The organism is Ruegeria sp. BHSA162 (assembly GCF_059613385.1).
Window position 1 is genome coordinate 1 of the sequence record NZ_JBXWSK010000025.1, and the last position, 19,694, is coordinate 19,694.

At 62.8% G+C, this 19,694-nt stretch carries 19 protein-coding genes; 10 read left to right on the forward strand and 9 right to left on the reverse strand.

Translation table 11 applies throughout. The features are described from left to right. Positions 1-101 precede the first annotated feature (101 nt). Positions 102-1,364, reverse strand: a complete 1,263-nt coding sequence (gene purD, locus AC2FM5_RS09350) for a phosphoribosylamine--glycine ligase (RefSeq protein ID WP_496735193.1) — start codon at positions 1,362-1,364, stop codon at positions 102-104. A 74-nt stretch (positions 1,365-1,438) separates the two neighbouring features. On the opposite strand from purD, the gene xseA reads away from it, so the two are divergent. After that, on the forward strand, positions 1,439-2,932 hold the full coding sequence (xseA, locus tag AC2FM5_RS09355) for an exodeoxyribonuclease VII large subunit (protein WP_496735194.1): 1,494 nt from the start codon (positions 1,439-1,441) through the stop codon (positions 2,930-2,932). A 13-nt stretch (positions 2,933-2,945) separates the two neighbouring features. Here xseA and AC2FM5_RS09360 read toward each other — a convergent pair whose 3' ends face one another. Further along, positions 2,946-3,338: a hypothetical protein gene (locus AC2FM5_RS09360; protein WP_170368712.1), complete on the reverse strand. Its 393-nt coding sequence runs from the start codon at positions 3,336-3,338 to the stop codon at positions 2,946-2,948. Between the two features lie 127 nt (positions 3,339-3,465). On the opposite strand from AC2FM5_RS09360, the gene AC2FM5_RS09365 reads away from it, so the two are divergent. The 5 genes from AC2FM5_RS09365 (at position 3,466) to AC2FM5_RS09385 (ending at position 7,715) form a co-directional block, all read left to right on the forward strand. Continuing rightward, positions 3,466-4,101 carry a lysoplasmalogenase gene (locus AC2FM5_RS09365; RefSeq protein ID WP_496735195.1) on the forward strand — a complete coding sequence of 212 codons (636 nt, stop codon included), beginning with the start codon at positions 3,466-3,468 and terminating at the stop codon, positions 4,099-4,101. Positions 4,102-4,158: 57 nt separating this feature from the next. After that, on the forward strand, positions 4,159-5,310 hold the full coding sequence (gene ftsY, locus AC2FM5_RS09370; RefSeq protein WP_496735196.1) for a signal recognition particle-docking protein FtsY: 1,152 nt from the start codon (positions 4,159-4,161) through the stop codon (positions 5,308-5,310). A 79-nt stretch (positions 5,311-5,389) separates the two neighbouring features. Further along, positions 5,390-6,292 (forward strand): EamA family transporter, encoded by a 903-nt coding sequence (locus AC2FM5_RS09375; RefSeq protein WP_093963009.1) that lies wholly within the window; start codon positions 5,390-5,392, stop codon positions 6,290-6,292. 17 nt (positions 6,293-6,309) lie between these two features. Then, positions 6,310-6,915, forward strand: a complete 606-nt coding sequence (locus tag AC2FM5_RS09380; protein ID WP_496735197.1) for an inner membrane-spanning protein YciB — start codon at positions 6,310-6,312, stop codon at positions 6,913-6,915. Between the two features lie 131 nt (positions 6,916-7,046). Continuing rightward, positions 7,047-7,715: a Crp/Fnr family transcriptional regulator gene (locus AC2FM5_RS09385; protein WP_093962520.1), complete on the forward strand. Its 669-nt coding sequence runs from the start codon at positions 7,047-7,049 to the stop codon at positions 7,713-7,715. Between the two features lie 241 nt (positions 7,716-7,956). On the opposite strand, the gene AC2FM5_RS09390 is transcribed toward AC2FM5_RS09385, so the two are convergent. The 6 genes from AC2FM5_RS09390 to rpiA all read right to left on the reverse strand — a co-directional run bounded on the left by AC2FM5_RS09390 (position 7,957) and on the right by rpiA (position 14,159). Continuing rightward, on the reverse strand, positions 7,957-9,450 hold the full coding sequence (locus AC2FM5_RS09390; RefSeq protein ID WP_390895962.1) for a Do family serine endopeptidase: 1,494 nt from the start codon (positions 9,448-9,450) through the stop codon (positions 7,957-7,959). Positions 9,451-9,580: 130 nt separating this feature from the next. Further along, complete coding sequence (locus AC2FM5_RS09395) at positions 9,581-9,775, reverse strand: DUF2065 domain-containing protein (RefSeq protein WP_093962522.1); 195 nt, start codon at positions 9,773-9,775, stop codon at positions 9,581-9,583. Beyond that, positions 9,775-10,671: a protease modulator HflC gene (gene hflC, locus AC2FM5_RS09400; protein WP_170338336.1), complete on the reverse strand. Its 897-nt coding sequence runs from the start codon at positions 10,669-10,671 to the stop codon at positions 9,775-9,777. The genes AC2FM5_RS09395 and hflC overlap by 1 nt, the downstream gene beginning before the upstream one ends. A 3-nt stretch (positions 10,672-10,674) precedes the next feature. Continuing rightward, on the reverse strand, positions 10,675-11,823 hold the full coding sequence (gene hflK / locus AC2FM5_RS09405) for an FtsH protease activity modulator HflK (protein WP_170338334.1): 1,149 nt from the start codon (positions 11,821-11,823) through the stop codon (positions 10,675-10,677). 72 nt (positions 11,824-11,895) lie between these two features. Then, the gene (gor, locus tag AC2FM5_RS09410; protein ID WP_496735200.1) at positions 11,896-13,254 is read right to left on the reverse strand and encodes a glutathione-disulfide reductase; all 1,359 of its coding nucleotides are present in this window, start codon (positions 13,252-13,254) and stop codon (positions 11,896-11,898) included. A 119-nt stretch (positions 13,255-13,373) separates the two neighbouring features. Continuing rightward, on the reverse strand, positions 13,374-14,159 hold the full coding sequence (gene rpiA / locus AC2FM5_RS09415) for a ribose-5-phosphate isomerase RpiA (RefSeq protein WP_170358547.1): 786 nt from the start codon (positions 14,157-14,159) through the stop codon (positions 13,374-13,376). 242 nt (positions 14,160-14,401) lie between these two features. On the opposite strand from rpiA, the gene AC2FM5_RS09420 reads away from it, so the two are divergent. From AC2FM5_RS09420 to AC2FM5_RS09430, 3 genes are read left to right on the forward strand one after another with little or no spacing between them, the layout of a single operon-like run. Beyond that, positions 14,402-15,775, forward strand: coding sequence for an L-serine ammonia-lyase (locus AC2FM5_RS09420; RefSeq protein ID WP_496735203.1), 1,374 nt, complete (start codon positions 14,402-14,404; stop codon positions 15,773-15,775). Positions 15,776-15,800: 25 nt separating this feature from the next. Next, entirely contained in the window at positions 15,801-16,217 is a 417-nt protein-coding gene (locus AC2FM5_RS09425; protein ID WP_170443217.1) for a GFA family protein, read from the forward strand. 45 nt (positions 16,218-16,262) lie between these two features. Then, entirely contained in the window at positions 16,263-17,177 is a 915-nt protein-coding gene (locus AC2FM5_RS09430; protein ID WP_170402210.1) for a DMT family transporter, read from the forward strand. On the opposite strand, the gene AC2FM5_RS09435 is transcribed toward AC2FM5_RS09430, so the two are convergent. After that, on the reverse strand, positions 17,122-17,829 hold the full coding sequence (locus AC2FM5_RS09435; RefSeq protein ID WP_496735206.1) for a thiamine diphosphokinase: 708 nt from the start codon (positions 17,827-17,829) through the stop codon (positions 17,122-17,124). The genes AC2FM5_RS09430 and AC2FM5_RS09435 overlap by 56 nt on opposite strands. 124 nt (positions 17,830-17,953) lie before the next feature. Here AC2FM5_RS09435 and AC2FM5_RS09440 point away from each other — a divergent pair, with 124 nt between their 5' ends. Continuing rightward, positions 17,954-19,690 carry a hypothetical protein gene (locus tag AC2FM5_RS09440; protein WP_496735208.1) on the forward strand — a complete coding sequence of 579 codons (1,737 nt, stop codon included), beginning with the start codon at positions 17,954-17,956 and terminating at the stop codon, positions 19,688-19,690. Positions 19,691-19,694 lie beyond the last annotated feature (4 nt).

The window sequence follows — 19,694 nt, forward strand, 5'->3', positions numbered from 1 at the left end:
TGAAAAACCGACAAGCCCTTATAAGCGCGCTGAACTGCTGATCCGGGGTTCATCTGGTCAAGAAATCCCGAGGCCCTCTTTACCTGCGGGCCCTTAAACCGTCAAAGCGCCCGCCACCCGATATCGCGCCGATAGAAGCCGCCCGGCCAATCGATGGCCTCGACCATTGCGTAAGCGTTGTCACGCGCCTCCTGCAATGTTGCTCCACGCGCCGTCACGTTCAGAACCCGGCCCCCTGAGGCCACAATCTGCCCGTCCTGCGCTTTGGTGCCTGCGTGAAAAACCATATAGCTGCTGTCCTCGGGCAAGTCATCCAGCCCCTGGATCACGCTGCCTTTTTCATATGCCCCGGGATAGCCCTGCGCGGCCATCACCACGGTCAAGGCGTGATCGTCGGCCCAGTTGACCCGCGCCTCGTCCAACCGTCCCTCGGCCGCCGCATGCATCAGGTCCAGCGCCTGCGCCCCCAACCGCATCATCAGCACCTGACATTCCGGGTCGCCAAAGCGCACGTTGTATTCCACCAGCCTCGGCTGCCCGTCCTTGATCATCAGCCCGGCATACAGCACCCCCTGAAACGGCGTGCCGCGCCGGGCCATCTCGGCCATCGTCGGGCGCACGATCTGTTCCATCGCCCGCTCCTCAATCTCAGAACTCAGAACCGGAGCCGGAGAATAGGCGCCCATGCCCCCGGTGTTCAGACCGGTATCACCTTCGCCCACGCGCTTGTGGTCCTGCGCGGTGCCGACCGACAGTATGTTCTCGCCGTCACACAGTACAAACAGCGAGGCTTCTTCGCCGTCCATGAACTCCTCGATCACCACCTCGGCCCCGGCTCCGCCGAAAGCGCCGCCGAACATGTCGTCCACGGCCTCCAGCGCGGTCGCCTCGTCCATCGCCACGATCACGCCCTTGCCAGCGGCCAGACCGTCAGCCTTGACCACGATCGGCGCGCCCTGCTGACGGATGTAGGCCTTGGCCGGCTCGGCCTCGGTGAACCGGGCATAGGCGGCGGTCGGTGCACCGGCCGCATCGCAGATCTCCTTGGTGAAACTTTTCGAGGCCTCCAGCCGCGCTGCCTCGGCCGAGGGGCCGAACACCAGAATGCCCGCCTCGCGCAGCCGGTCGGCCACCCCGGCGGCCAAGGGCGCCTCGGGGCCGACGATCACGAAATCAATCGCGTTTTCCTCGGCGAAACTGACCACTGCGCCGCCATTCTCGATATCCAGCGCGGCACAATCGGCGATCTGCGCGATCCCGGCATTACCGGGCGCCACGATCAGGCGGTCGCATTTGGGGTTCTGCATCACCGCCCAGGCCAGGCTGTGTTCGCGCCCGCCGCTGCCGAGAATGAGGATGTTCATGAAAGTCTCCGATCTGCTTGGCCTTGCCTGCGCGGCGTTCTAAGCTGCGCGGGCAACCGAAACAAGGCGCTGAAATGTCCGACCTGCTTGACGATCCGATTCCCGGCCAGAATACCCCCGAATACACCGTGTCCGAGATCTCGGGCGAGGTGAAACGCACGCTGGAAGGCACATTTGGCCGAATCCGCGTGCGGGGCGAGGTCGGGCGCGTGTTCAAGGCGCGCTCGGGGCATTTGTATTATGACATCAAGGACGACCGGAACGTGCTGGCCTGCACCACGTGGAAGGGCCAGATCGCGGGCCTGTCGGTGGTGCCGGAAGAGGGGCTCGAAGTCGTCGTCACGGGCCGCCTGACCGCATTTGGCGCGCAGTCGAAATACAACCTGAACGTCGACGAGGTGGCCGTAGCCGGGCAAGGCGCGCTGATGGCGCTGCTGGAAAAACGCAAGAAACAGCTCGAGTCCGAGGGCCTGTTCGCGCCCGAGCGCAAGAAACCCCTGCCCTTCCTGCCGCAGATCATCGGAGTCGTCACCTCGCCCTCGGGCGCGGTGATCCGCGACATCCTGCACCGGCTGCGCGACCGCTTCCCGCGCAAGGTGCTGATCTGGCCCGTGGCCGTGCAGGGCGCCAATTGCGCGGCCGAGGTCGCCAACGCCATCCAGGGTTTCAACCGCCTGACACCCGGCGGCGCACTGCCCCGCCCCGACCTGATCATCGTCGCCCGTGGCGGTGGCTCGATCGAGGATCTGTGGGGTTTCAACGAGGAAATCGTGGCCCGCGCGGCCGCCGCGTCCGAGATCCCGCTGATCTCGGCTGTGGGGCACGAAACAGACACAACCCTGGTCGACTATGTCTCGGACCGCCGCGCGCCGACCCCCACAGCCGCCGCCGAACTGGCGGTGCCGGTGCGGATGGAGCTGCTGGCCTGGACCGGCGAACAGGGCGCGCGCCTGTCCCGCGCGGCCACCGACGCGGTACAACGCCGGGCGCAACGCCTGCGCGATCTATCGCGCGCCTTGCCGCGCCCCGAGACCCTGCTAGACGGGCCGCGCCAGCGACTGGACCTTATTGCCGATCGTCTGGCCCCGGCGTTGCAACGCGGTGTGCAGAACCGCCGCTTGCAGGTGGTGGAACTGTCGGGGCACCTGCGCCCGTCAACGTTGCGCAACCTCGTGGCCGCGCGGCGCGACACGCTGCGCAACCTGTCCTCGCGCCTGTCGATCCGCCCGATCCAACGCGACATCCAGCAGCAGCGCGACCGAGTCAACCAACTGGCCCAGCGCATGACGGCCGCGCAGACTCTGCGGGTGGACCGGCTCCGCCAGCAACTAGATGCGACTGACCGGTTGCGCGAGACGCTCAGCTACAAAGCCACGCTTCAACGCGGCTACGCCGTGGTGCATTCCGAAAGCGGCGTGGTCACCACAAAGGCGCAAGCCAGCAAGCACGCTGCACTGACCATCGAGTTTGCCGATGGAGAATTGAAGACCGAACCGCTGTCCGGGACAACCCCGACCGCCAAGAAACCGTCCAAGCCACCGGCCCCGGATCAAGGATCGTTGTTCTGACGAAGACCCACGTTCAGACGCCGACCTCGGGTCCGTAACAGATCATATCTTCGTCGACGTCGGCTGCTTCGTACAGTTCGGTGGCTTCGGGGTTGCCCTCGAACTGCGCGATTAACCCCTGGGACGAGCGGGTAAAGACCCAGCATTGCGGGTCGGTGCGGTCTTCGTAAACAAAGCAAATCTGGCCGTTCTGTTCGTACCAGATGCCCTCCTTGCAGTCGCCATCCAGAAACGACCAGACCACGCGCCGGTTGGGTAAATACCGTTCGACGCCATAAGTCGTTCCACCAAAGTCGTAGAACAGGGTTTTACCGCGCGTGTAGGCATCGAATTCCGCCCCTGACAGAGACTGCGCGACGACCGGCTGGGCCAGCAAAGATCCGAGAATCAACGAACGTATCCACATCGTTTCATTCTGGCAGATGCCACGGCCGCGCGCCAATCTTGGAACGCCCTGCCCCAACGTTATGGGTTGAGCGTAAACTCAGTTCGCGGCGACACTGCATTGCATCGGTGCCATCGGAAGGCAGGACATGACGATACTCGTACTCGCAGCGCTGGCCTGTGCCCTGGCCTACCTGGCCCTGACGGCCCGTCCGGCCAGTCTGCTACGCACGGCGTTGAAAACCGCCAGCGTCGCCCTGCTGGCGGTCGAGGCGGCGGTGCAGTCCGGCCCTCTGCTTCTGATCCTCGCGCTGTCTCTCTGCGCCTTGGGCGACGCCCTTCTATCGCGTGAGACCGACGGCACCTTCATGGCGGGCATCGGGGCGTTCGCCGCCGGGCACCTGGTTTACATCGCCTTGTTCCTGACCCATCAGGCAAGCGACACCGCCCTGATCCTGGACAAACCCGGATACGCCTGGACGCTGGTCATTCTGGGGATCGTGATGGCCACGCTGCTGGCCCAGCGGGCCGGTGATCTGCGCGGACCTGTCCTGGCCTATATCCCGATCATTCTGGGTATGGGCATCACCGTCTTGGCCCTGCCCGAGGCCGGGGCGCTGCGATGGGCTTTACCGGCCGCGATGGCCTTCATCGCCTCGGACCTGATTCTGGCAACCGAAAGGTTCCTGCTGCCGCCCGGACACCCGGCCCTGCGACTGACGCCCTATCTGGTCTGGCCGCTCTACTGGGGTGCGCAGTTCGGCTTTTTCCTCGCCTTCACCTGACCCTTTGCAACTGCCGCCATTCCGCATTAGGTGAAGGGAACACCTGCGGAGACCAAGATGGCGTTTTTTACCAAGCTCAAGGACCGGCTGTTCAAATCCTCGTCCCGCCTCGAACAGGGGCTTGAGGCAATCGTCGAGGACGGCGGCGAAGAAACTACCGCCCCTGACCCGGTGATTCCCCAGCCCGAGCCCGAGCCGCAACCCGTCCCGGAAATCCCCGAACCCGCGCCCACGCCGCAACCGGTCGAGACACCCTCGCCCGAGCCGACCGATCCGACGCCCGCCCCGCCGCCGCCGGAATTGCCGGAACAGGCGCAATCCAAGGGCCTGATCGGGCGTCTCTTCGGTCGCGGCGATGCCGGGCCGGTGGTGCGCCGCACGCTGGACGACGACATGCTCGAACAGCTCGAGGAACTGCTGATCGCGTCGGACATGGGTGTCGATACCGCCCTGCGCGTCACCGCCAACATGGCCGAGGGGCGTTATGGCCGCAAACTCTCGACCCCGGAAATCAAGCAACTGCTGGCGCACGAAATCGCCCGCGTGATGGAGCCGGTCGCCAAACCGATGCCCCTCTACCCCAAGCGCCCTCAGGTGGTTCTGGTGGTGGGCGTCAACGGGTCCGGCAAGACCACGACGATCGGCAAGCTGGCCAGCCAGTTCAAGGCCGCCGGCAAAAAGGTGGTCATCGCCGCGGGCGACACCTTCCGCGCCGCCGCCGTGGAACAGCTGCAGGTTTGGGGCGACCGGGCCGGCGTGCCGGTCCTGACCGCGCCCGAAGGCTCCGACCCCGCCTCGCTTGCCTTCGACGCCCTGACCAAGGCGCAAGCCGAAGGCGCCGACCTGCTGATGATCGACACTGCCGGCCGCTTGCAGAACCGCGCCGACCTGATGGAGGAACTGGCCAAGATCGTCCGCGTCATCCGCAAAATCGACGAGACCGCGCCCCACAACACGCTGCTGGTGCTCGACGCCACCACCGGCCAGAACGCGCTCAGCCAGGTGGAAACCTTCCGCAAGCTGGCCGATGTCTCGGGCCTTGTGATGACCAAGCTCGACGGCACGGCCAAGGGCGGCGTTCTGGTGGCGCTGGCCGATAAGTTCGGCCTGCCGATCCACGCCATCGGCGTCGGCGAACAGATCGACGATCTGGCCCCTTTCGACCCCGAGGAATTCGCCGCCGCCCTGACAGGGCTCGACCCCAACTGACCTTCATCTGGCCCCAAATATCCTCGGGGGTCTGGGGGTGGAAAACCCCCAGCCTCTCCACCAGCGAAAGACCCTCAGCGTGAGCGACTGGCTGATCTCCCTCGAAGGCACCGAGGCCGGACACAGGCTGGCCCTTGGTCTCGCCCTGATGGCGGCCTTCCTGCACGCAGTTTTTGGCGCGCTGCAGAAGGGTCGGCACGACCCCTGGCTGTCGCGCGGGGCGATCGACGCCTGCTATTGCCTGATGGCTGCGCCCTTTGCGTTCTTCGTCGTGCCCTGGCCCGAACCCTTCATGTGGCCGATATTCGCCGTGGTCTGGCTGATCCATGTCGCCTACAAGACGCTGCAGGCGATGGCCTACACCAAAGGGTCCTACACCGTGGTCTACCCGGTGGTGCGCGGCACCGGCCCGCTGTTCACCGTCATCGGCGCCTATCTTCTGTTCAATGAAACCTTCTCGCCGACCCAATGGCTGGGCGTTGCCGTGCTGCTGACCGGTATCTTCGGATTGGCTGCCTACAATTTCCGCTTCCTTGAAACCAACCGCGAGACTTTGGGCATCGCATTGGCCCTTGCGGTCGCAACCGGCCTCTTCGTGGCGCTCTACACAACCTATGACGCCTACGGCATCCGCGCCACGGCCGATCCGTTCACCTTTCTGGCCTGGTTCTTCATGATCGACGGGGCGACAATGCCGATCTACGCCTTCCTGCGCTGGCGGGCGATGGTTCACCGCCCGGCAATCGGGCCGTTGATGCTGCGGGGGCTTGCAGGCGGGCTGATCGCCCCCATGTCTTTCGGAGCGATCATGCTGGCCACCCGGCTGGACAAGGTTGGCGAAGCCGCAGTGCTGCGCGAAACCTCGACCGTCTTTGCCGCCCTGATCGGCTGGCTGGCCCTGAAAGAGACCGTGGGGCCTCGGCGCATTATCCTGATGGCATTGATTGCATTGGGCGCGGTAATAGTTGAAATGGGCGGGTGAACAGCAGGACGACAGGCATGGCAGACAAGAAAGAGATCAATCCGTTTCTGAAACAGGTGCTGGAACTGGGACCACCGCTGGCCTTCTTCTTCATCTACCTGCGCCTGCGCGACGACAGCTTTCTGATTGGCGGCACGGAATATTCCGGCTTCATCGTGGCCACCATCATCTTCGTTCCGCTGATGCTGGGGGCGATGGGTATCTTGTGGTACGTGACCGGCAAGCTCAGCCGGATGCAGATCTTCACCGCCATCATGGTCATCTTTTTCGGTGGCCTGACCGCCTGGTTCAACGACGAGCGGTTCTTCAAGATGAAGACCACGCTGGTCTACGGGTTCTTCTCGCTGATGCTGGGCATAGGCCTGCTGCAGGGCAAATCCTACCTCGCCTATGTTCTGGACGAGATGCTGCCCATGCGCCACGAGGGCTGGATGATCCTGACCCGCCGCCTGTGCGCATGTTTCGCCGTGCTGGCGGTGGCCAATGAACTGGTCTGGCGCACCCTGTCCACCGATCTGTGGGTCAAGATCGAAACATTCGGCTTTCCGATCGCTTTGATGGGGTTCCTGATGCTGCAATTCAGCATTCTGCAAAGCTATATGGACGATCCGGACAAGCAGTAATGCGTTCCTGACACGGGCCGGCGAACCTTGGGGAAACCTTCGGAAAACCGGATAAAATCCTTGGCTTAGCTCCAAAGCTGTGGAAAGCTGGGAAACCACCCACACCACTCATCCGGAGAACCGTGTCTTCCATGACCGCCTTTCCGAACAGCGGGTTCCTGTCCGAAGCTTCAGACCGGCTTCGTGATATGCTCACTGCGCTAGCCACTTCTGTCTCGCTGGACCGCGGCGAGGTCTTGTTCGAACAAGGCGACGAGGGGGACGCCCTCTATGCCTTGCTGGAAGGCGCTTTGGAGGTGTCCTTCCTGGCCATGAGCGGGCGCAAGTTGGCGCTCAGCCTGATGCGCCCGGGCGAAGTGTTCGGCGAAATCGCCCTCTTCGACAGCGGCCCGCGCACCGCCACCATCACCGCAGCCGAGCCGTCGCGTGTACTGCGCGTGCGCCGCAAGGATCTGATGGAACAAATCCGCAAGCACCCCGAACTGGCCGAGGACATGATCCGGCTGGCCGGACTGCGCATGCGCTGGATGGGGGCGCAGTTGAACGAGCAGGTATTCCTGCCGATGCCTGTGCGACTTGCGCGAAAGCTTCTGCTTCTGGCCAACCAGCAGGACGCGCCGTCCGAACGCATCGCCCTGTCGCAGAGCGAGCTAGCGGAATTCGTCGGCGCGACGCGCGAGGCAGTATCCAAGACGATCTCGACGTGGAAACGCTCGAACGTGGTCGAGGCTTCACGCGGTGGGCTGCAGATCCACGACTTTGACGCCCTGCGCCAACTCGCCGAATCCGATCTGATCTGACCTGCTGCCCGGAAAATGACCCGGATGTGATCCGCTTCACATACAACGGGATTCGCTTCTATTAGGTAATGAATTGTTACCGTAGGGTGCCAGAGTATCATCCCCGATATCTGTCCACTGGCATCTCCCTGCACCAGAGCCACGCGCCTCCCCGGCGTGTGGCTCTTTTGATTCATGCAGCCAAAACGAAAATCGGCCGGAGCATCTGCCCCGGCCGATCATGTTGACCAAACTGGCTGCCCTACTCTTCGAGGCTCAGCGCGACGAAGCGCGGATCGCCACCGCGGCGCACCAGCAGCAGCAGCGACTTGCGCCCTGCCTCCCGAGCCTCGTCCATCCGATCCTCGAGATCGGAGATCGACGACACTTTCTGCTGACCAGCCTCGGTGATCAGGTCGCCTGCCCGCAGGCCCTTGGCGTAGGCTTCGGAGGCTTCATCCACATCCGTCACAACCAGACCATCCGCGTCCGCGTCCAGACCCAGATCTTCGCGCAACGTGTCGGTCAGCGGCGAAATCGTCAGGCCAAGAATGTCGGCATTTTCGTCCAGCGGCGCCTCTTCCGCACCATCATCATCGCCGGTTTCCGCACGCTCGGCATCCTCGCGACGCCCCAGAGTGACAAGCACGGTCTGAGTGCTGCCGTCCCGCTGAACGACCACGCGCACGGACTTGCCGACCGGCGTCTCACCGACCTGCCGCACCAATCCACGCGTGTCCTTCACTTCGACACCATCAAAGCTGAGAATCACATCCCCTGCGAGCAGACCCGCTTCTTTGGCAGGTCCGTCCGGCACATCGCTGATCAGCGCGCCGCCCGGCTTGTCCAGGCCCATCGCCTCGGCCATATCCTCGGTCACGTCCTGAATGCGGACACCCAGCCAGCCGCGGCGGGTTTCGCCGAATTCCCGCAACTGATCGACAACCTTGGACACCACGTTCGACGCCATCGAGAACCCGATACCGATCGACCCGCCATTCGGCGACAAGATCGCGGTGTTCACACCGATGACCTGACCGTCCATGTTGAACAGAGGACCGCCCGAGTTGCCCCGGTTGATGGCCGCATCCGTCTGGATATAGTCGTCATAGGAACCGCTGAGCTCGCGATTGCGCGCCGACACGATCCCGGCAGATACCGAAAACCCCTGCCCCAGCGGGTTGCCCATGGCAACCACCCAGTCCCCTACAAGCGCTGTGTCGCTGTCGCCAAAAGTGACGTATTTCAGCGGACCCGACGCCTCGACCTTGAGCAACGCAATGTCCGTTTTCTCATCCGTTCCGATGACCTTGGCCGGCAGCTCTTTTACCGGCTGACCATCGCCGGGGAAGAACTCGATCAGAATTTCATCCGCCTCTGCGATGACGTGATTGTTGGTGACGATGTAGCCATCCTCGGAAATCACGAACCCCGATCCCAAGGCATTGCTGCGGCGCGGGCGATTGTCCTGGTCGCCATTGCGGTCCTGGAACTCGCGGAAAAAGTCCTCGAACGGGGAACCCTCGGGAACGATCCCCTGCGCGCCCGACTGCCCCTCGATCAGGGTCGTCGTGGTGATGTTGACCACGGCCGGGCTGATCCGGTTGACCAGCGGCGCCAGGCTTTCCTGACGGGCCTGTGCAGCCAACGTCTGGAGCAACAAAAGGGAAACCGCGGCAAAGGCCAGCCATAAAAGCCGCGCCATCGTCACCACATCGTCCCGGCGGACGGATACACTGCGTGCTACTGCCTGCACTTGGTCTCTCCTTGTCGACATTGTTCTGTTGGTGGCTGCCTGAGCAGCTTGCTGGGAAACAATGTAGTCAGTTTGTGACCGCCCGCAACTCGGGAAGTTGAGGAATTCACTGCCAGTTTACTTCGGCCGATCAAAACCCCAGCCGATTGGCCGTCCACAACAGGACGAAGCCACTGACCACACACAGAAGTCCGACCAGTCTGCGGGCCGGCTCGGGAATGCTGCGCAAGGCCTCAAGCATCCGCTCGACAAGCGAAGGGGCCAGCGCATAGGCCAGCCCCTCGACAATCAACACCAGCCCGAAGGCCAGCAGGATCATACCCATTACTGGGAGGCCGGCGCGGCGGGCGCCGAACGGCCTTGTGGAGATCCGAGGTAGTTGAAGAACTCGGAATCCGGGCTGAGCACCAGCGAGCTGTTGCCGCCTTTCAGAGCGTTCTCATAGGCCGAAAGCGAGCGGTAGAACTCGAAGAACTCCGGGTCCTTGCCATAAGCTTCCGCAAAGATCGCGTTCCGTTCGGCATCAGCCTCACCGCGAACGATCTCCGCCTCACGGCGGGCCTCGGAGACCAGTTCGACCACGGTCCGGTCAGCCTGGGCACGGATCCGCTGTGCAGCTTCTTCACCGCGCGCCACTTCGTCGGCCGCCTCGCGTTCCCGCTCGGCGCGCATCCGGGCAAAGGTCGCTTCGAGGTTGGCCTGCGGCAGGTCGGTACGTTTCAGGCGAACGTCGATCACCTCAAGGCCCAGATCGCGGGCCTCGGCGATCGCGCCGTTGCGAATGCGCAGCATCAGCGCCGCCCGGTCCGAGCTGAGAATGTCATTCGAGCTTACCGAACCCAGAACCTCGCGGGTTTTGGCGCGCAGGATCGAATCCAGACGCTGCTCCGCTGTGTCGATGCCACCGGCACCCACGGCCTCACGGAACTGCCGCACATCGGTGATCCGATAGCGCGCGAAGGCGTCGACCACCAGGCGGCGGTCATCCAGCGGCGTGACTTCCAGCGGCCCGACCTCGCGGCTTAGAATACGGTCATCGTAGCGCACGACCTCCTGAATGACCGGAATCTTGAAGGCCAGGCCCGGGTCTTCCTTGACGTCGATCACGCGACCGAATTGCAGAACCAGCGCTTTTTCACGCTCGTCCACGATGAAGATCGCTGAGAGGGCGATCACAATAACCACGAAAATGGCAGGTAGGAGAAAGGTTGATTTACGCATGTCTTAGTTCCCCTCACCCGAGTTGCGGCGCAGTTCGTTCAGCGGCAGATAAGGCACGACGCCCTGCCCCTGGCCTGTTGCGCTGTCATCCAAGATGATCTTGTCCACGTCGCCCAGAACCTGCTCCATCCGTTCAAGGTACAGACGTTTGCGGGTCACATCCGGAGCTTTCGAGTATTCTTCGAGAACCGCGCCAAACCGGCTGGCCTCACCCTGAGCTTCGTTCACGACCTGTGCCCGATAGCCTTCGGCCTCTTCCAGCACCTGCGCGGCTTCACCACGCGCGCCGGCCAAAACCCGGTTCGCATAGGCATCGGCCTGCTTCTCCAGCCGGTCGCGTTCCTGTCCAGCCGACTGAACCTCGCGGAAGGCATCCTTTACCGGTTCCGGTGGGTCGGCGCCGTCAAAGTTCACACGGACGATGTTGATACCCGAGTTGTAGCTGTCCAGAGTCGACTGGATCAGTTCCTCAAGCCGTTCGGCGATGATAGCACGGTCGCGGTTCAGGATCGGCGCGAGGTCCGACTGCGCGATGATCTCGCGCATGGCCGACTCAGACACGGCCTGGATAGTTTGTTTCGGGTCGCGCAGGTTGAACAGGTAGTCCGCAGGATTCGAGATATTCCAGACCACCTGGAAATCGATATCGACGATATTTTCGTCGCCCGTCAGCATCAGACCGGCGTCCGAACCGCGACCGCCAGATCCGATGGTTTCGGTCTGTTCGACCTTCACCGGGATGACTTCGGCCGTGACGACAGGCCACGGGGCAAAGTTCAGGCCTTCGGTGCCGATTCCGGTAAAGCGACCGAACAGCAGCTCAACCGACTGCTCTTCGGGCTTGACCGTATAGGCGCTGGCAAAACCCCACAGAACCAAGGCGGCAACCCCGCCCAACAGGATCGTGCCCTTGGTAATCGCCGGGCCGCCACCGCCGCCCTGACCGGATCCGTTGCCGCCTCGGCCACCGCCGCCGCGCCCGCCCATCAGCACGCGCAGCTGCTCCTGGCCTTTTTTCATCAACTCGTCGATCTCGGGGATCTGCGGCCCGTCGCCTTCGGGCGGGCGTCGCCCGTCCCCATTGTTTCCCCGGTTTCCTCCGCCACCGGATGAGCCTCCGCCCCCCCAGGGGCCTCCGCTGTTGCCCGCCATGTGTTTCATTTCCCTTGTTTTGGCCCGTGTGCTTACGGGATCACTTGTAACCTGTGTGCGCGCGCTTGCAAATCAAGCGGTACGCACGGGTTGCCGCATGGTTACCAGTTCTTCGGCCATCACCGGATGAACCGCAACCGTGCGATCGAAATCTTCCTTTGTCGCGCCCATTTTGACCGCGATGCCCGCCAACTGGATCATTTCGCCCGCGCCGGGGGCGACAATGTGACAGCCCAGCACCTTGCGGGTGGCCTGGCTGACGATCAGCTTCATCAACACCCGTTGCGTGCCGCCCGCGAACGCCTTCTGCATCGGCTTGAACGAGGTCGCGTAGACCTCGATCGGCTCCTGCTCGGCGGCCTGCTCCTCGCTCAGGCCCACGGTTCCCATCTCGGGCTGGGTAAAGATCGCGGTCGGGATCAGCTCATGATCCACCGGGGTGGGGTTGCCCTTGAATACGGTCTCGACAAAAGCCATGCCCTCGCGGATGGCGACCGGCGTCAGGTTTACCCGGTCGGTCACGTCCCCGATGGCATAGATCGAGGGCACCGCGGTCTGGCTGTATTCGTCCACGACAATCTGCCCTTTGCGGCCACGTTCGACGCCCAGCGCCTCAAGGCCCAGATCATCCGCATTTGGCGCCCGGCCCGTGGCATACATAACAACATCGAAAAGTTGTTCAGACCCGTTGGTCGCCTTGACCCAGATCTTGTCGCCCTGCTTTTTCATTTCGAGCACATTGGTGCCCAGATGCACGTCGATCCCGTTTTGGCACATCTCTTCGCAGATCAGCCCGCGCGCCTCGTCGTCGAACCCCCGCAGGATTTGCGCGCCGCGATAGAACTGCGTGGTCTTGACGCCCAGGCTGTTCATGATCCCGGCGAATTCACAGGCGATATAGCCGCCGCCCACGATCAGCATGGTCTCGGGCAGCTTCTCAAGGTGGAAGATTTCATTCGAGGTGATGGCCAGATCTGAACCGGGGAATTCCGGCACAACCGGTCGCCCGCCGGTGGCGATCAGGATGTGCTTGGCCGTCTTGCGAATTCCGTCGGCCAGTTCGACCGTATGCGGATCGACCAATTTCGCGCGCTGGTCAAAGGTTTCGACGCCGTTGTTTTTGAGGATATTGCGGTAGATGCCTTCCAGCCGGTCGAGTTCGGCATGCAGCTTGCCGCGGAACTGCGGCCAGTCGAAAGCGCCCGGCTGAATATCCCAACCATAGGCACGAGCGTCCTCGACCATTCCCGCGTATTCGCTGGCGAACACCATCAGCTTTTTGGGAACGCAGCCGCGGATCACGCAGGTTCCGCCATAGCGGTCCTCTTCGGCCAGCGCGACCTTGGCGCCGTTTTCGCCCGCCGCCACACGCGCCGCGCGGACACCGCCCGAGCCGCCTCCAATGACGAAAAGATCATAGTCAAAGCTCATGCCGCGTTCCTTTTGTCAGCCTGCCTGAAATTGCCCTGAGTATTTGGGGGCGTGAATGATCGTGCCAACCCCTTGGCCCGGAAATCGCACACCGCTGTGAAGCCGGGTGCGCGGTTGGCTCAGTCGGCCAGGTCCGAAAACAGGTTGTCGTGTTCGTCGCCCAACCGATCCAGCTCGATCGTACCGCTGTTGAAATCGCGCAGCTCGACCCGGCTGTCGCCGTGGCCGATCACGACCTTGTCGCAGATGTCGATGAACAGCCCGTTTTCGACCACCCCCGGTATCTGGTTCAGCACCAGTGCAAGTTGCCTCGGGTTGCCGATGCGTTGCAGGTGCAGGTCGAGTATGTGATTGCCCTCATCCGTCACGGTCGGCGCCTCGCTGTTCATCCGCAGGGTCGCCGACGTGCCCAGCACGTCCATCGTGTCCAGCAACTCCTCGATCAGCGTGCGCGTGGTCTGCCAGCCAAAGGGAATGACCTCGACCGGCAACGGGAACGCGCCCAGCGCCTCGACCTCTTTCCCTGCATCGGCGATCACGATCATCTGGTCGCTGGCCGTGGCCACGATCTTTTCCTGCAGCAACGCCGCGCCGCCGCCCTTGATCAGGTTCAGCTCGCCGTCGAACTCGTCGGCGCCATCGATCGTCACGTCCAGCCAACCCGCCTGATCCAGCGAAACAACCTCGATCCCGACCTCGCGCGCAAGCTGTGCCGTAGCCGTCGATGTCGGAACGCCTTTGATCCGCAGACCTTCGTCCCGCACCCGCTCTCCCAGACGACGCACCAACCATGCCGCGGTCGATCCGGTACCCAAACCCACGCGCATCCCGTCTTCGACCATCTCGGCCGCGCGATAGGCGGCGACACTCTTGGCCCGGTCGATGGGTGACAACTCTGCTGTCATTGCGGCTTCCCCTCAGTTCTTTGGGGAACTTATACGGAAAGCCCTGCCCGACTGCGAGGCCCAAAATCCGCGGGACCGGCGCAATAATCGATACACGAATACGCGTTTCCCATCGGAAACGTCGCAATCAAATCTTCAGTGGTCGGCTCGGTTGTGTAAATAAAGCGCATACAGTTTCCTAGCGGTTCGGGCGCTTCAAACCGGCCCGGCCGCCAACTCGCCACAAGGCTCAGCGACCAGACATGTTTCTATCCGTCTTCGATATGTTCAAAGTGGGCGTTGGCCCATCCTCGTCCCACACGATGGGGCCGATGGTGGCGGCTGCGCGGTTCCTCGATCTGATGCGCGCCTCGCCATTCGAATTCGCTGGCTTGCGCGCGTCTCTGCATGGATCTTTGGCCTTCACCGGCGTCGGCCACGCCACGGACCGCGCCACGATCCTGGGGCTGGCTGGGTTTGTCCCCGACAGCTATGACCACGGCCGTGCCGAATCGGCACTGGCCGCAATTGCCGAAACCGGCACTGTCACACCCGAGGGTCTGCCAACCCTTCAGTTCGACCCAAAGGCCGATCTGATCTTCGACTACGACAACACCCTACCCGGCCATGCCAACGGCATGATCCTGATGGCCACCGACGCGCAGGGCGACGTGATCTTGCGGCAGGTTTATTACTCGGTCGGCGGCGGCTTTGTCCTGACCGAAGAGGAACTGGCCGAAGGCAAGGACACAAATGACGGCCCGCCGGTGCCTTTCCCGTTCAAGACCGCCGCCGAAATGCTGGAAATGGCGCGCAGCAGCGGCAAGACCATCGCCGAAATGAAACGCGCCAACGAGATCGCGCGCGGCTGCGCCGACAGTTTCGCGAAGGGCACCGCTCGACTGTGGGAGGTGATGAACGCCTGTATCGAGCGCGGGCTGAGCACCGAAGGCATCCTGCCCGGCGGCCTCAAGGTGCGGCGCCGGGCCAAGGCGATCCACGACGCCCTGATGGCCGAGCGCGGCATGAACCTGAACGCGCCGCACACGATCAACGACTGGATGAGCGTCTATGCGATGGCGGTGAATGAGGAAAACGCCGCCGGCGGTCAGGTCGTCACCGCCCCAACCAATGGCGCGGCGGGCGTACTGCCGGCGGTGCTGCGCTACTACCTCGATCACGTTCCAGGCGCGTCGGAAAGCCATATCGAGGATTTCCTGCTGACCGCCGCCGCCATTGGCGGTCTGGTGAAGTACAACGCGTCGATCTCGGGTGCCGAGGCTGGCTGCCAGGCCGAGGTCGGCAGCGCGGCCGCAATGGCCGCGGCTGGTCTTTGCGCAGTGATGGGCGGCACACCGGAACAAGTGGAAAACGCCGCCGAGATCGCGCTGGAGCATCATCTGGGCATGACCTGCGACCCGGTCGCCGGGCTGGTGCAGGTTCCCTGCATCGAGCGCAACGGGCTGGGCGCGATCAAGGCGGTTTCGGCGGCGTCGCTGGCCCTGCGCGGAGACGGGCAGCATTTCGTGCCGCTGGATGCGGTGATCGAGACCATGCGCCAGACCGGCCATGACATGCACGAAAAGTACAAGGAAACCTCGCTGGGTGGTCTGGCCGTCAACGTGCCAAACTGCTGAGGGAACAAACAGGGAGGGCAGCTCAATGCATGGACATTGCCTGTGCGGCAGAATCGGGTTCGAGGTCGACCCTCCAGTCCTGTCTTGTGTTTCCTGCCATTGTGACAGCTGCCGCCGCCAGTGTGCCGCGCCGATGACCACATATTTTGGGGTGCGCGACGGTCAGTGGCGTTGGACCGGAGAGGAACCGAAGCGGTTCAACTCTTCCCCCGGTGTCGAGCGCAGCTTTTGCCCGCATTGCGGAACGCCGATCTCGTTCCGATCCACTACGATGTCCGACGTTTTGCACCTTTATGTAGCGACACTGGAGAACCCCGAAGCCCTGCGGCCAACGCTGCATGTCGCCTATGAAGAGAAACTGACGTGGCTCGAACTGGGTGACGAGCTGCCCACTTGCATCGGTCCGGACTACACAAAGGTTCAGCCCTTGCCCGAGGACTGACGACGGGCCTTTCCCATTCTGCGGGAAACGTCTAGCGTCGCGCCCATGACACAGGATCGTCCCGTCTTCGGCATCGTTTTGATGCTTGGTTTCTGCGTGCTTGCACCGCTGGGAGATGCCTTGGCCAAGCTGTTGGGAGAAACCACTCCGCTTGGCGTTCTGGTGCTGGTGCGTTTTGCGGTGCAGGCGGCCATCCTGATCCCGCTGGTGGCGCTGACGGGTCGGACCTGGCGAATGCGCGGGCGCGTGCTGCGGCTGACCGTGCTGCGCACTCTGCTGCACATTGTCGGTATCGCAGCGATGTTCAGTGCGCTGCAGTATCTGCCGCTGGCCGATGCCGTCGCCATCGCCTTTGTCATGCCATTCATCATGCTGCTGCTGGGCAAGTATGTGCTGGGTGAAGAAGTCGGGCATCGTCGTCTGATCGCCTGCATTGTCGGCTTTGCTGGCACGTTGCTGGTCATCCAGCCCAGCTTTGCCGAGGTTGGTGCTCCGGCCCTTTTGCCGCTGATCGTGGCTGTCGTCTTTGCCCTGTTCATGCTGGTGACCCGGCAGATTGCCAAAGAAACCGATCCGATTGCCCTGCAGGCCGTGTCCGGGCTGCTGGCCACCGCGGTCCTGGCTCCAGTGCTTGCGATCGGGGCCCTGACAGGTCTTCCGGATCTGGCACTGACCCTGCCGCAAGACAACGCTCATTGGTTGCTGTTGGCCATCGGTGTTCTCGGAACCGTGGCACATCTGCTGATGACATGGGCGCTGCGGTTCGCGCCTTCGGCAACGCTGGCGCCGATGCAATATCTGGAGATTCCGGTGGCGACGCTGATCGGCTGGCTCATCTTTCACGATCTGCCAAACGGCCCGGCGGCCCTGGGGATCGCCATCACGATCGCGGCCGGGCTTTATGTCATCCTGCGCGAGCGGGCCAGCGCCCGGTCTGCGCCGACGCAAACGCCCGCATGACAGCATCAAGAGCGTCGCGCGGCACCATGACCAGCAACCCGGGTCCGTCGACCTCGAGGGTAACCTGAGCCAGCGCACGGTTCGATGTTCCGACCCGCCCGCCCGGCTCAAGCACCAGTCCGTCGATCGGCCATTCCAACCCCGAACTGCGTCCGGTTACACGCTGAAATGGAAACAATGACACTGTGTCGCCCGGCGTGAGCGACAGTGATATGCTGGGCGGGGCGTGAAAGACCACTTCGCGTGCGCCCAGCAGGACGCACGGCCTGTCTTGGTGGCAAACCAGCGTATTGAGCACCGCCAGCTGGTGGTCCAGCCGACCTCCGAGAAACCCGACGCCCAAGACCAGCGGCGCGCGAATATTGCGTAGGGCCTTGTCGAAATCAGTGCTGTCCTGTTCCCGGATCGGAAACAAACGGTCCTCTGGTATCCGTGCAAGATAGGCGCGTTCCAACGAATCGAAGTCGCCTATTACCGCATCCGGAACGCGCCCCGAATCGATCAACGCGGCGGCCCCGCCATCCGCAGCAACAGCGCCGTTGACGCGATTCAGCGCCAGATTCAGGTCATCGGGGCCGATTTCCCCTCCGCCGAACAGGGCAATTGGTCTTTTGGAATGAACAATTTCGCCGTTTTTTCCAAGATTGACCATTTTTCCCGCTTTTGGACACATTGAGACCACAAAATGATAGGTTCTTTAGATCAGGTTCGAGCTGACAGGCGCGCCCAGCGTCGCGCGGGTTGGCTCTGTGTAGTTTGTAGAGGACGTGCGTCTGATGGTACAGAACAACAAGGTATTGACCGTTTCCTACGGAACCTTCTCATGCACTTTGGAAGGCTTTGACGATTCCTTTGAGACGATGAAGGCGATTGCCGAATACTTCCGCGATCTTGCTGCGGATGACAGGTATTTCGGCTCCGAGCCTCCGCAACCAGACGCAGAAATGTTGACCCGTATCGCTCAGCGTGACGCTTCGCGCCGTGTGGAAGCCAAGCAGAACGACACCGGACTGCTGCTGCGCGCCACGGATGAAGCCCATGATGCGGCCCCGCAACAACCCGCACCCGCAGCCAGCACACCGGCGCCCGCCAGCCCTGACCTGAGCGTGGTCGACACAGCACCGGCGGCTGGTGCTGCCGCATTCTTTGCCGATGCCGAGCCAGTCGAATCCGCAGCCCCCCAAGGCGCCGACAGCATCGCCGCCAAGCTGCAGCGCATCCGCGCGGTCGTCTCGCATAATGACCAGACGCCCCCCGCCTACAGCGAAGACGAAGACAGCGGTTTTCTAGCCTCGCCCGAGCCCCAGATTGACGCCATCTCGGCCGCATTCGAAGCCGGAGCGCTCAGCCCCGAAGATCTGGATGCAACTGAAGAGGTGATGCAGGAAGATGCTCCGGTAGAAGCCACACAACAGCCCACGGACCCGTTTGTCGACCTGGCCGAGGAAGAACCTCAGGCCGCGGTCGAATTCGAAGCGGAAGAAGAATTCTCGGCAGCATCGGAAGTCGAAGCGGAGGCTGATGAAGGCGCCGGGGATGCTCCGGAAGCTGAAGCTGATCTGGAAGAGGCTGAGGAAGCCGCGGCGGAAGAAACGTCCGAAGACGACCAGGCCGCCAGTGATGAAGAAGCCTCGTCCGAGATTCTCTTTGCTGATCTTGAAGAGGACACCGACTCGGAGCCCGAGGCTGACGACATCCTCAACATTCTGGGTGATCAGCCCGAAGATGCCGATGAGGAAGTCTCTGAACTCGCGGAAGACGGCGTCCTGACTGCCGAAGACGAAGAGAGCATCCTGGGTGAGATCTCGGAAATCGAAGCGGAAATGGATGCGCGCTCGAAACGCGACGCAAACAAGCCTCAGGACGTGGACTCGGACGTGTTGCGCCTGATGGAGAAGGCCGACGCCCAAATGGACGACCCGGCCACTTCGGACAAGCGGGAAACTTATTCCCACCTGCGCACAGCTGTAGCAGCCACCGAAGCTGAAGGCGGCAAGGCCCGCGATGCGGATGAGGACGAAAACCAGAAATATCGTGGAGACCTGGCCTCGGTCGTCAGCCCCCGTCGTCCCGAAATCCATGTCACCAGCATGCGCCCCGAGTCGGATACGGCCGCGCCGCTCAAGCTGGTTGCCGAGCAGCGCATCGATACGCAGGACGCGGACGCCGGTCCGGTCACCCCGCGCCGCGTGACCGCAGCACAAGACGACGACGCATCCGAAGAAGGCGGCTTTGCCCATTTCGCTCAGGAGCAGGGCGCACAATCCCTGCCCGACCTGCTGGAGGCGGCGGCGGCCTACCTGTCTTTCATCGAAGGTCAGGAGCAGTTCTCGCGTCCACAGCTGATGAACAAGGTGCGGTCACTCAAGCAGGATGAGTTCAACCGCGAAGAAAGCTTGCGTTCGTTCGGCCAGCTTCTGCGCGATGGAAAGATCGAAAAAGCCGGCGGAGGGCGCTTTGCCGCCTCGAACCAGATCGGCTTCCGCCCCGACGACAAGCGCGCCGCGGGCTGACAAG

Bases quoted from the DNA above. Each gene is read 5' to 3' on its own strand.
- purD (WP_496735193.1), bottom strand. From the start codon at position 1,364: ATGAACATCCTCATTCTCGGCAGCGGCGGGCGCGAACACAGCCTGGCC.
- xseA (WP_496735194.1), top strand. From the start codon at position 1,439: ATGTCCGACCTGCTTGACGATCCGATTCCCGGCCAGAATACCCCCGAA.
- AC2FM5_RS09360 (WP_170368712.1), bottom strand. From the start codon at position 3,338: ATGTGGATACGTTCGTTGATTCTCGGATCTTTGCTGGCCCAGCCGGTC.
- AC2FM5_RS09365 (WP_496735195.1), top strand. From the start codon at position 3,466: ATGACGATACTCGTACTCGCAGCGCTGGCCTGTGCCCTGGCCTACCTG.
- ftsY (WP_496735196.1), top strand. From the start codon at position 4,159: ATGGCGTTTTTTACCAAGCTCAAGGACCGGCTGTTCAAATCCTCGTCC.
- AC2FM5_RS09380 (WP_496735197.1), top strand. From the start codon at position 6,310: ATGGCAGACAAGAAAGAGATCAATCCGTTTCTGAAACAGGTGCTGGAA.
- AC2FM5_RS09385 (WP_093962520.1), top strand. From the start codon at position 7,047: ATGACCGCCTTTCCGAACAGCGGGTTCCTGTCCGAAGCTTCAGACCGG.
- AC2FM5_RS09395 (WP_093962522.1), bottom strand. From the start codon at position 9,775: ATGGGTATGATCCTGCTGGCCTTCGGGCTGGTGTTGATTGTCGAGGGG.
- hflC (WP_170338336.1), bottom strand. From the start codon at position 10,671: ATGCGTAAATCAACCTTTCTCCTACCTGCCATTTTCGTGGTTATTGTG.
- hflK (WP_170338334.1), bottom strand. From the start codon at position 11,823: ATGGCGGGCAACAGCGGAGGCCCCTGGGGGGGCGGAGGCTCATCCGGT.
- gor (WP_496735200.1), bottom strand. From the start codon at position 13,254: ATGAGCTTTGACTATGATCTTTTCGTCATTGGAGGCGGCTCGGGCGGT.
- rpiA (WP_170358547.1), bottom strand. From the start codon at position 14,159: ATGACAGCAGAGTTGTCACCCATCGACCGGGCCAAGAGTGTCGCCGCC.
- AC2FM5_RS09420 (WP_496735203.1), top strand. From the start codon at position 14,402: ATGTTTCTATCCGTCTTCGATATGTTCAAAGTGGGCGTTGGCCCATCC.
- AC2FM5_RS09425 (WP_170443217.1), top strand. From the start codon at position 15,801: ATGCATGGACATTGCCTGTGCGGCAGAATCGGGTTCGAGGTCGACCCT.
- AC2FM5_RS09430 (WP_170402210.1), top strand. From the start codon at position 16,263: ATGACACAGGATCGTCCCGTCTTCGGCATCGTTTTGATGCTTGGTTTC.
- AC2FM5_RS09435 (WP_496735206.1), bottom strand. From the start codon at position 17,829: ATGGTCAATCTTGGAAAAAACGGCGAAATTGTTCATTCCAAAAGACCA.
- AC2FM5_RS09440 (WP_496735208.1), top strand. From the start codon at position 17,954: ATGGTACAGAACAACAAGGTATTGACCGTTTCCTACGGAACCTTCTCA.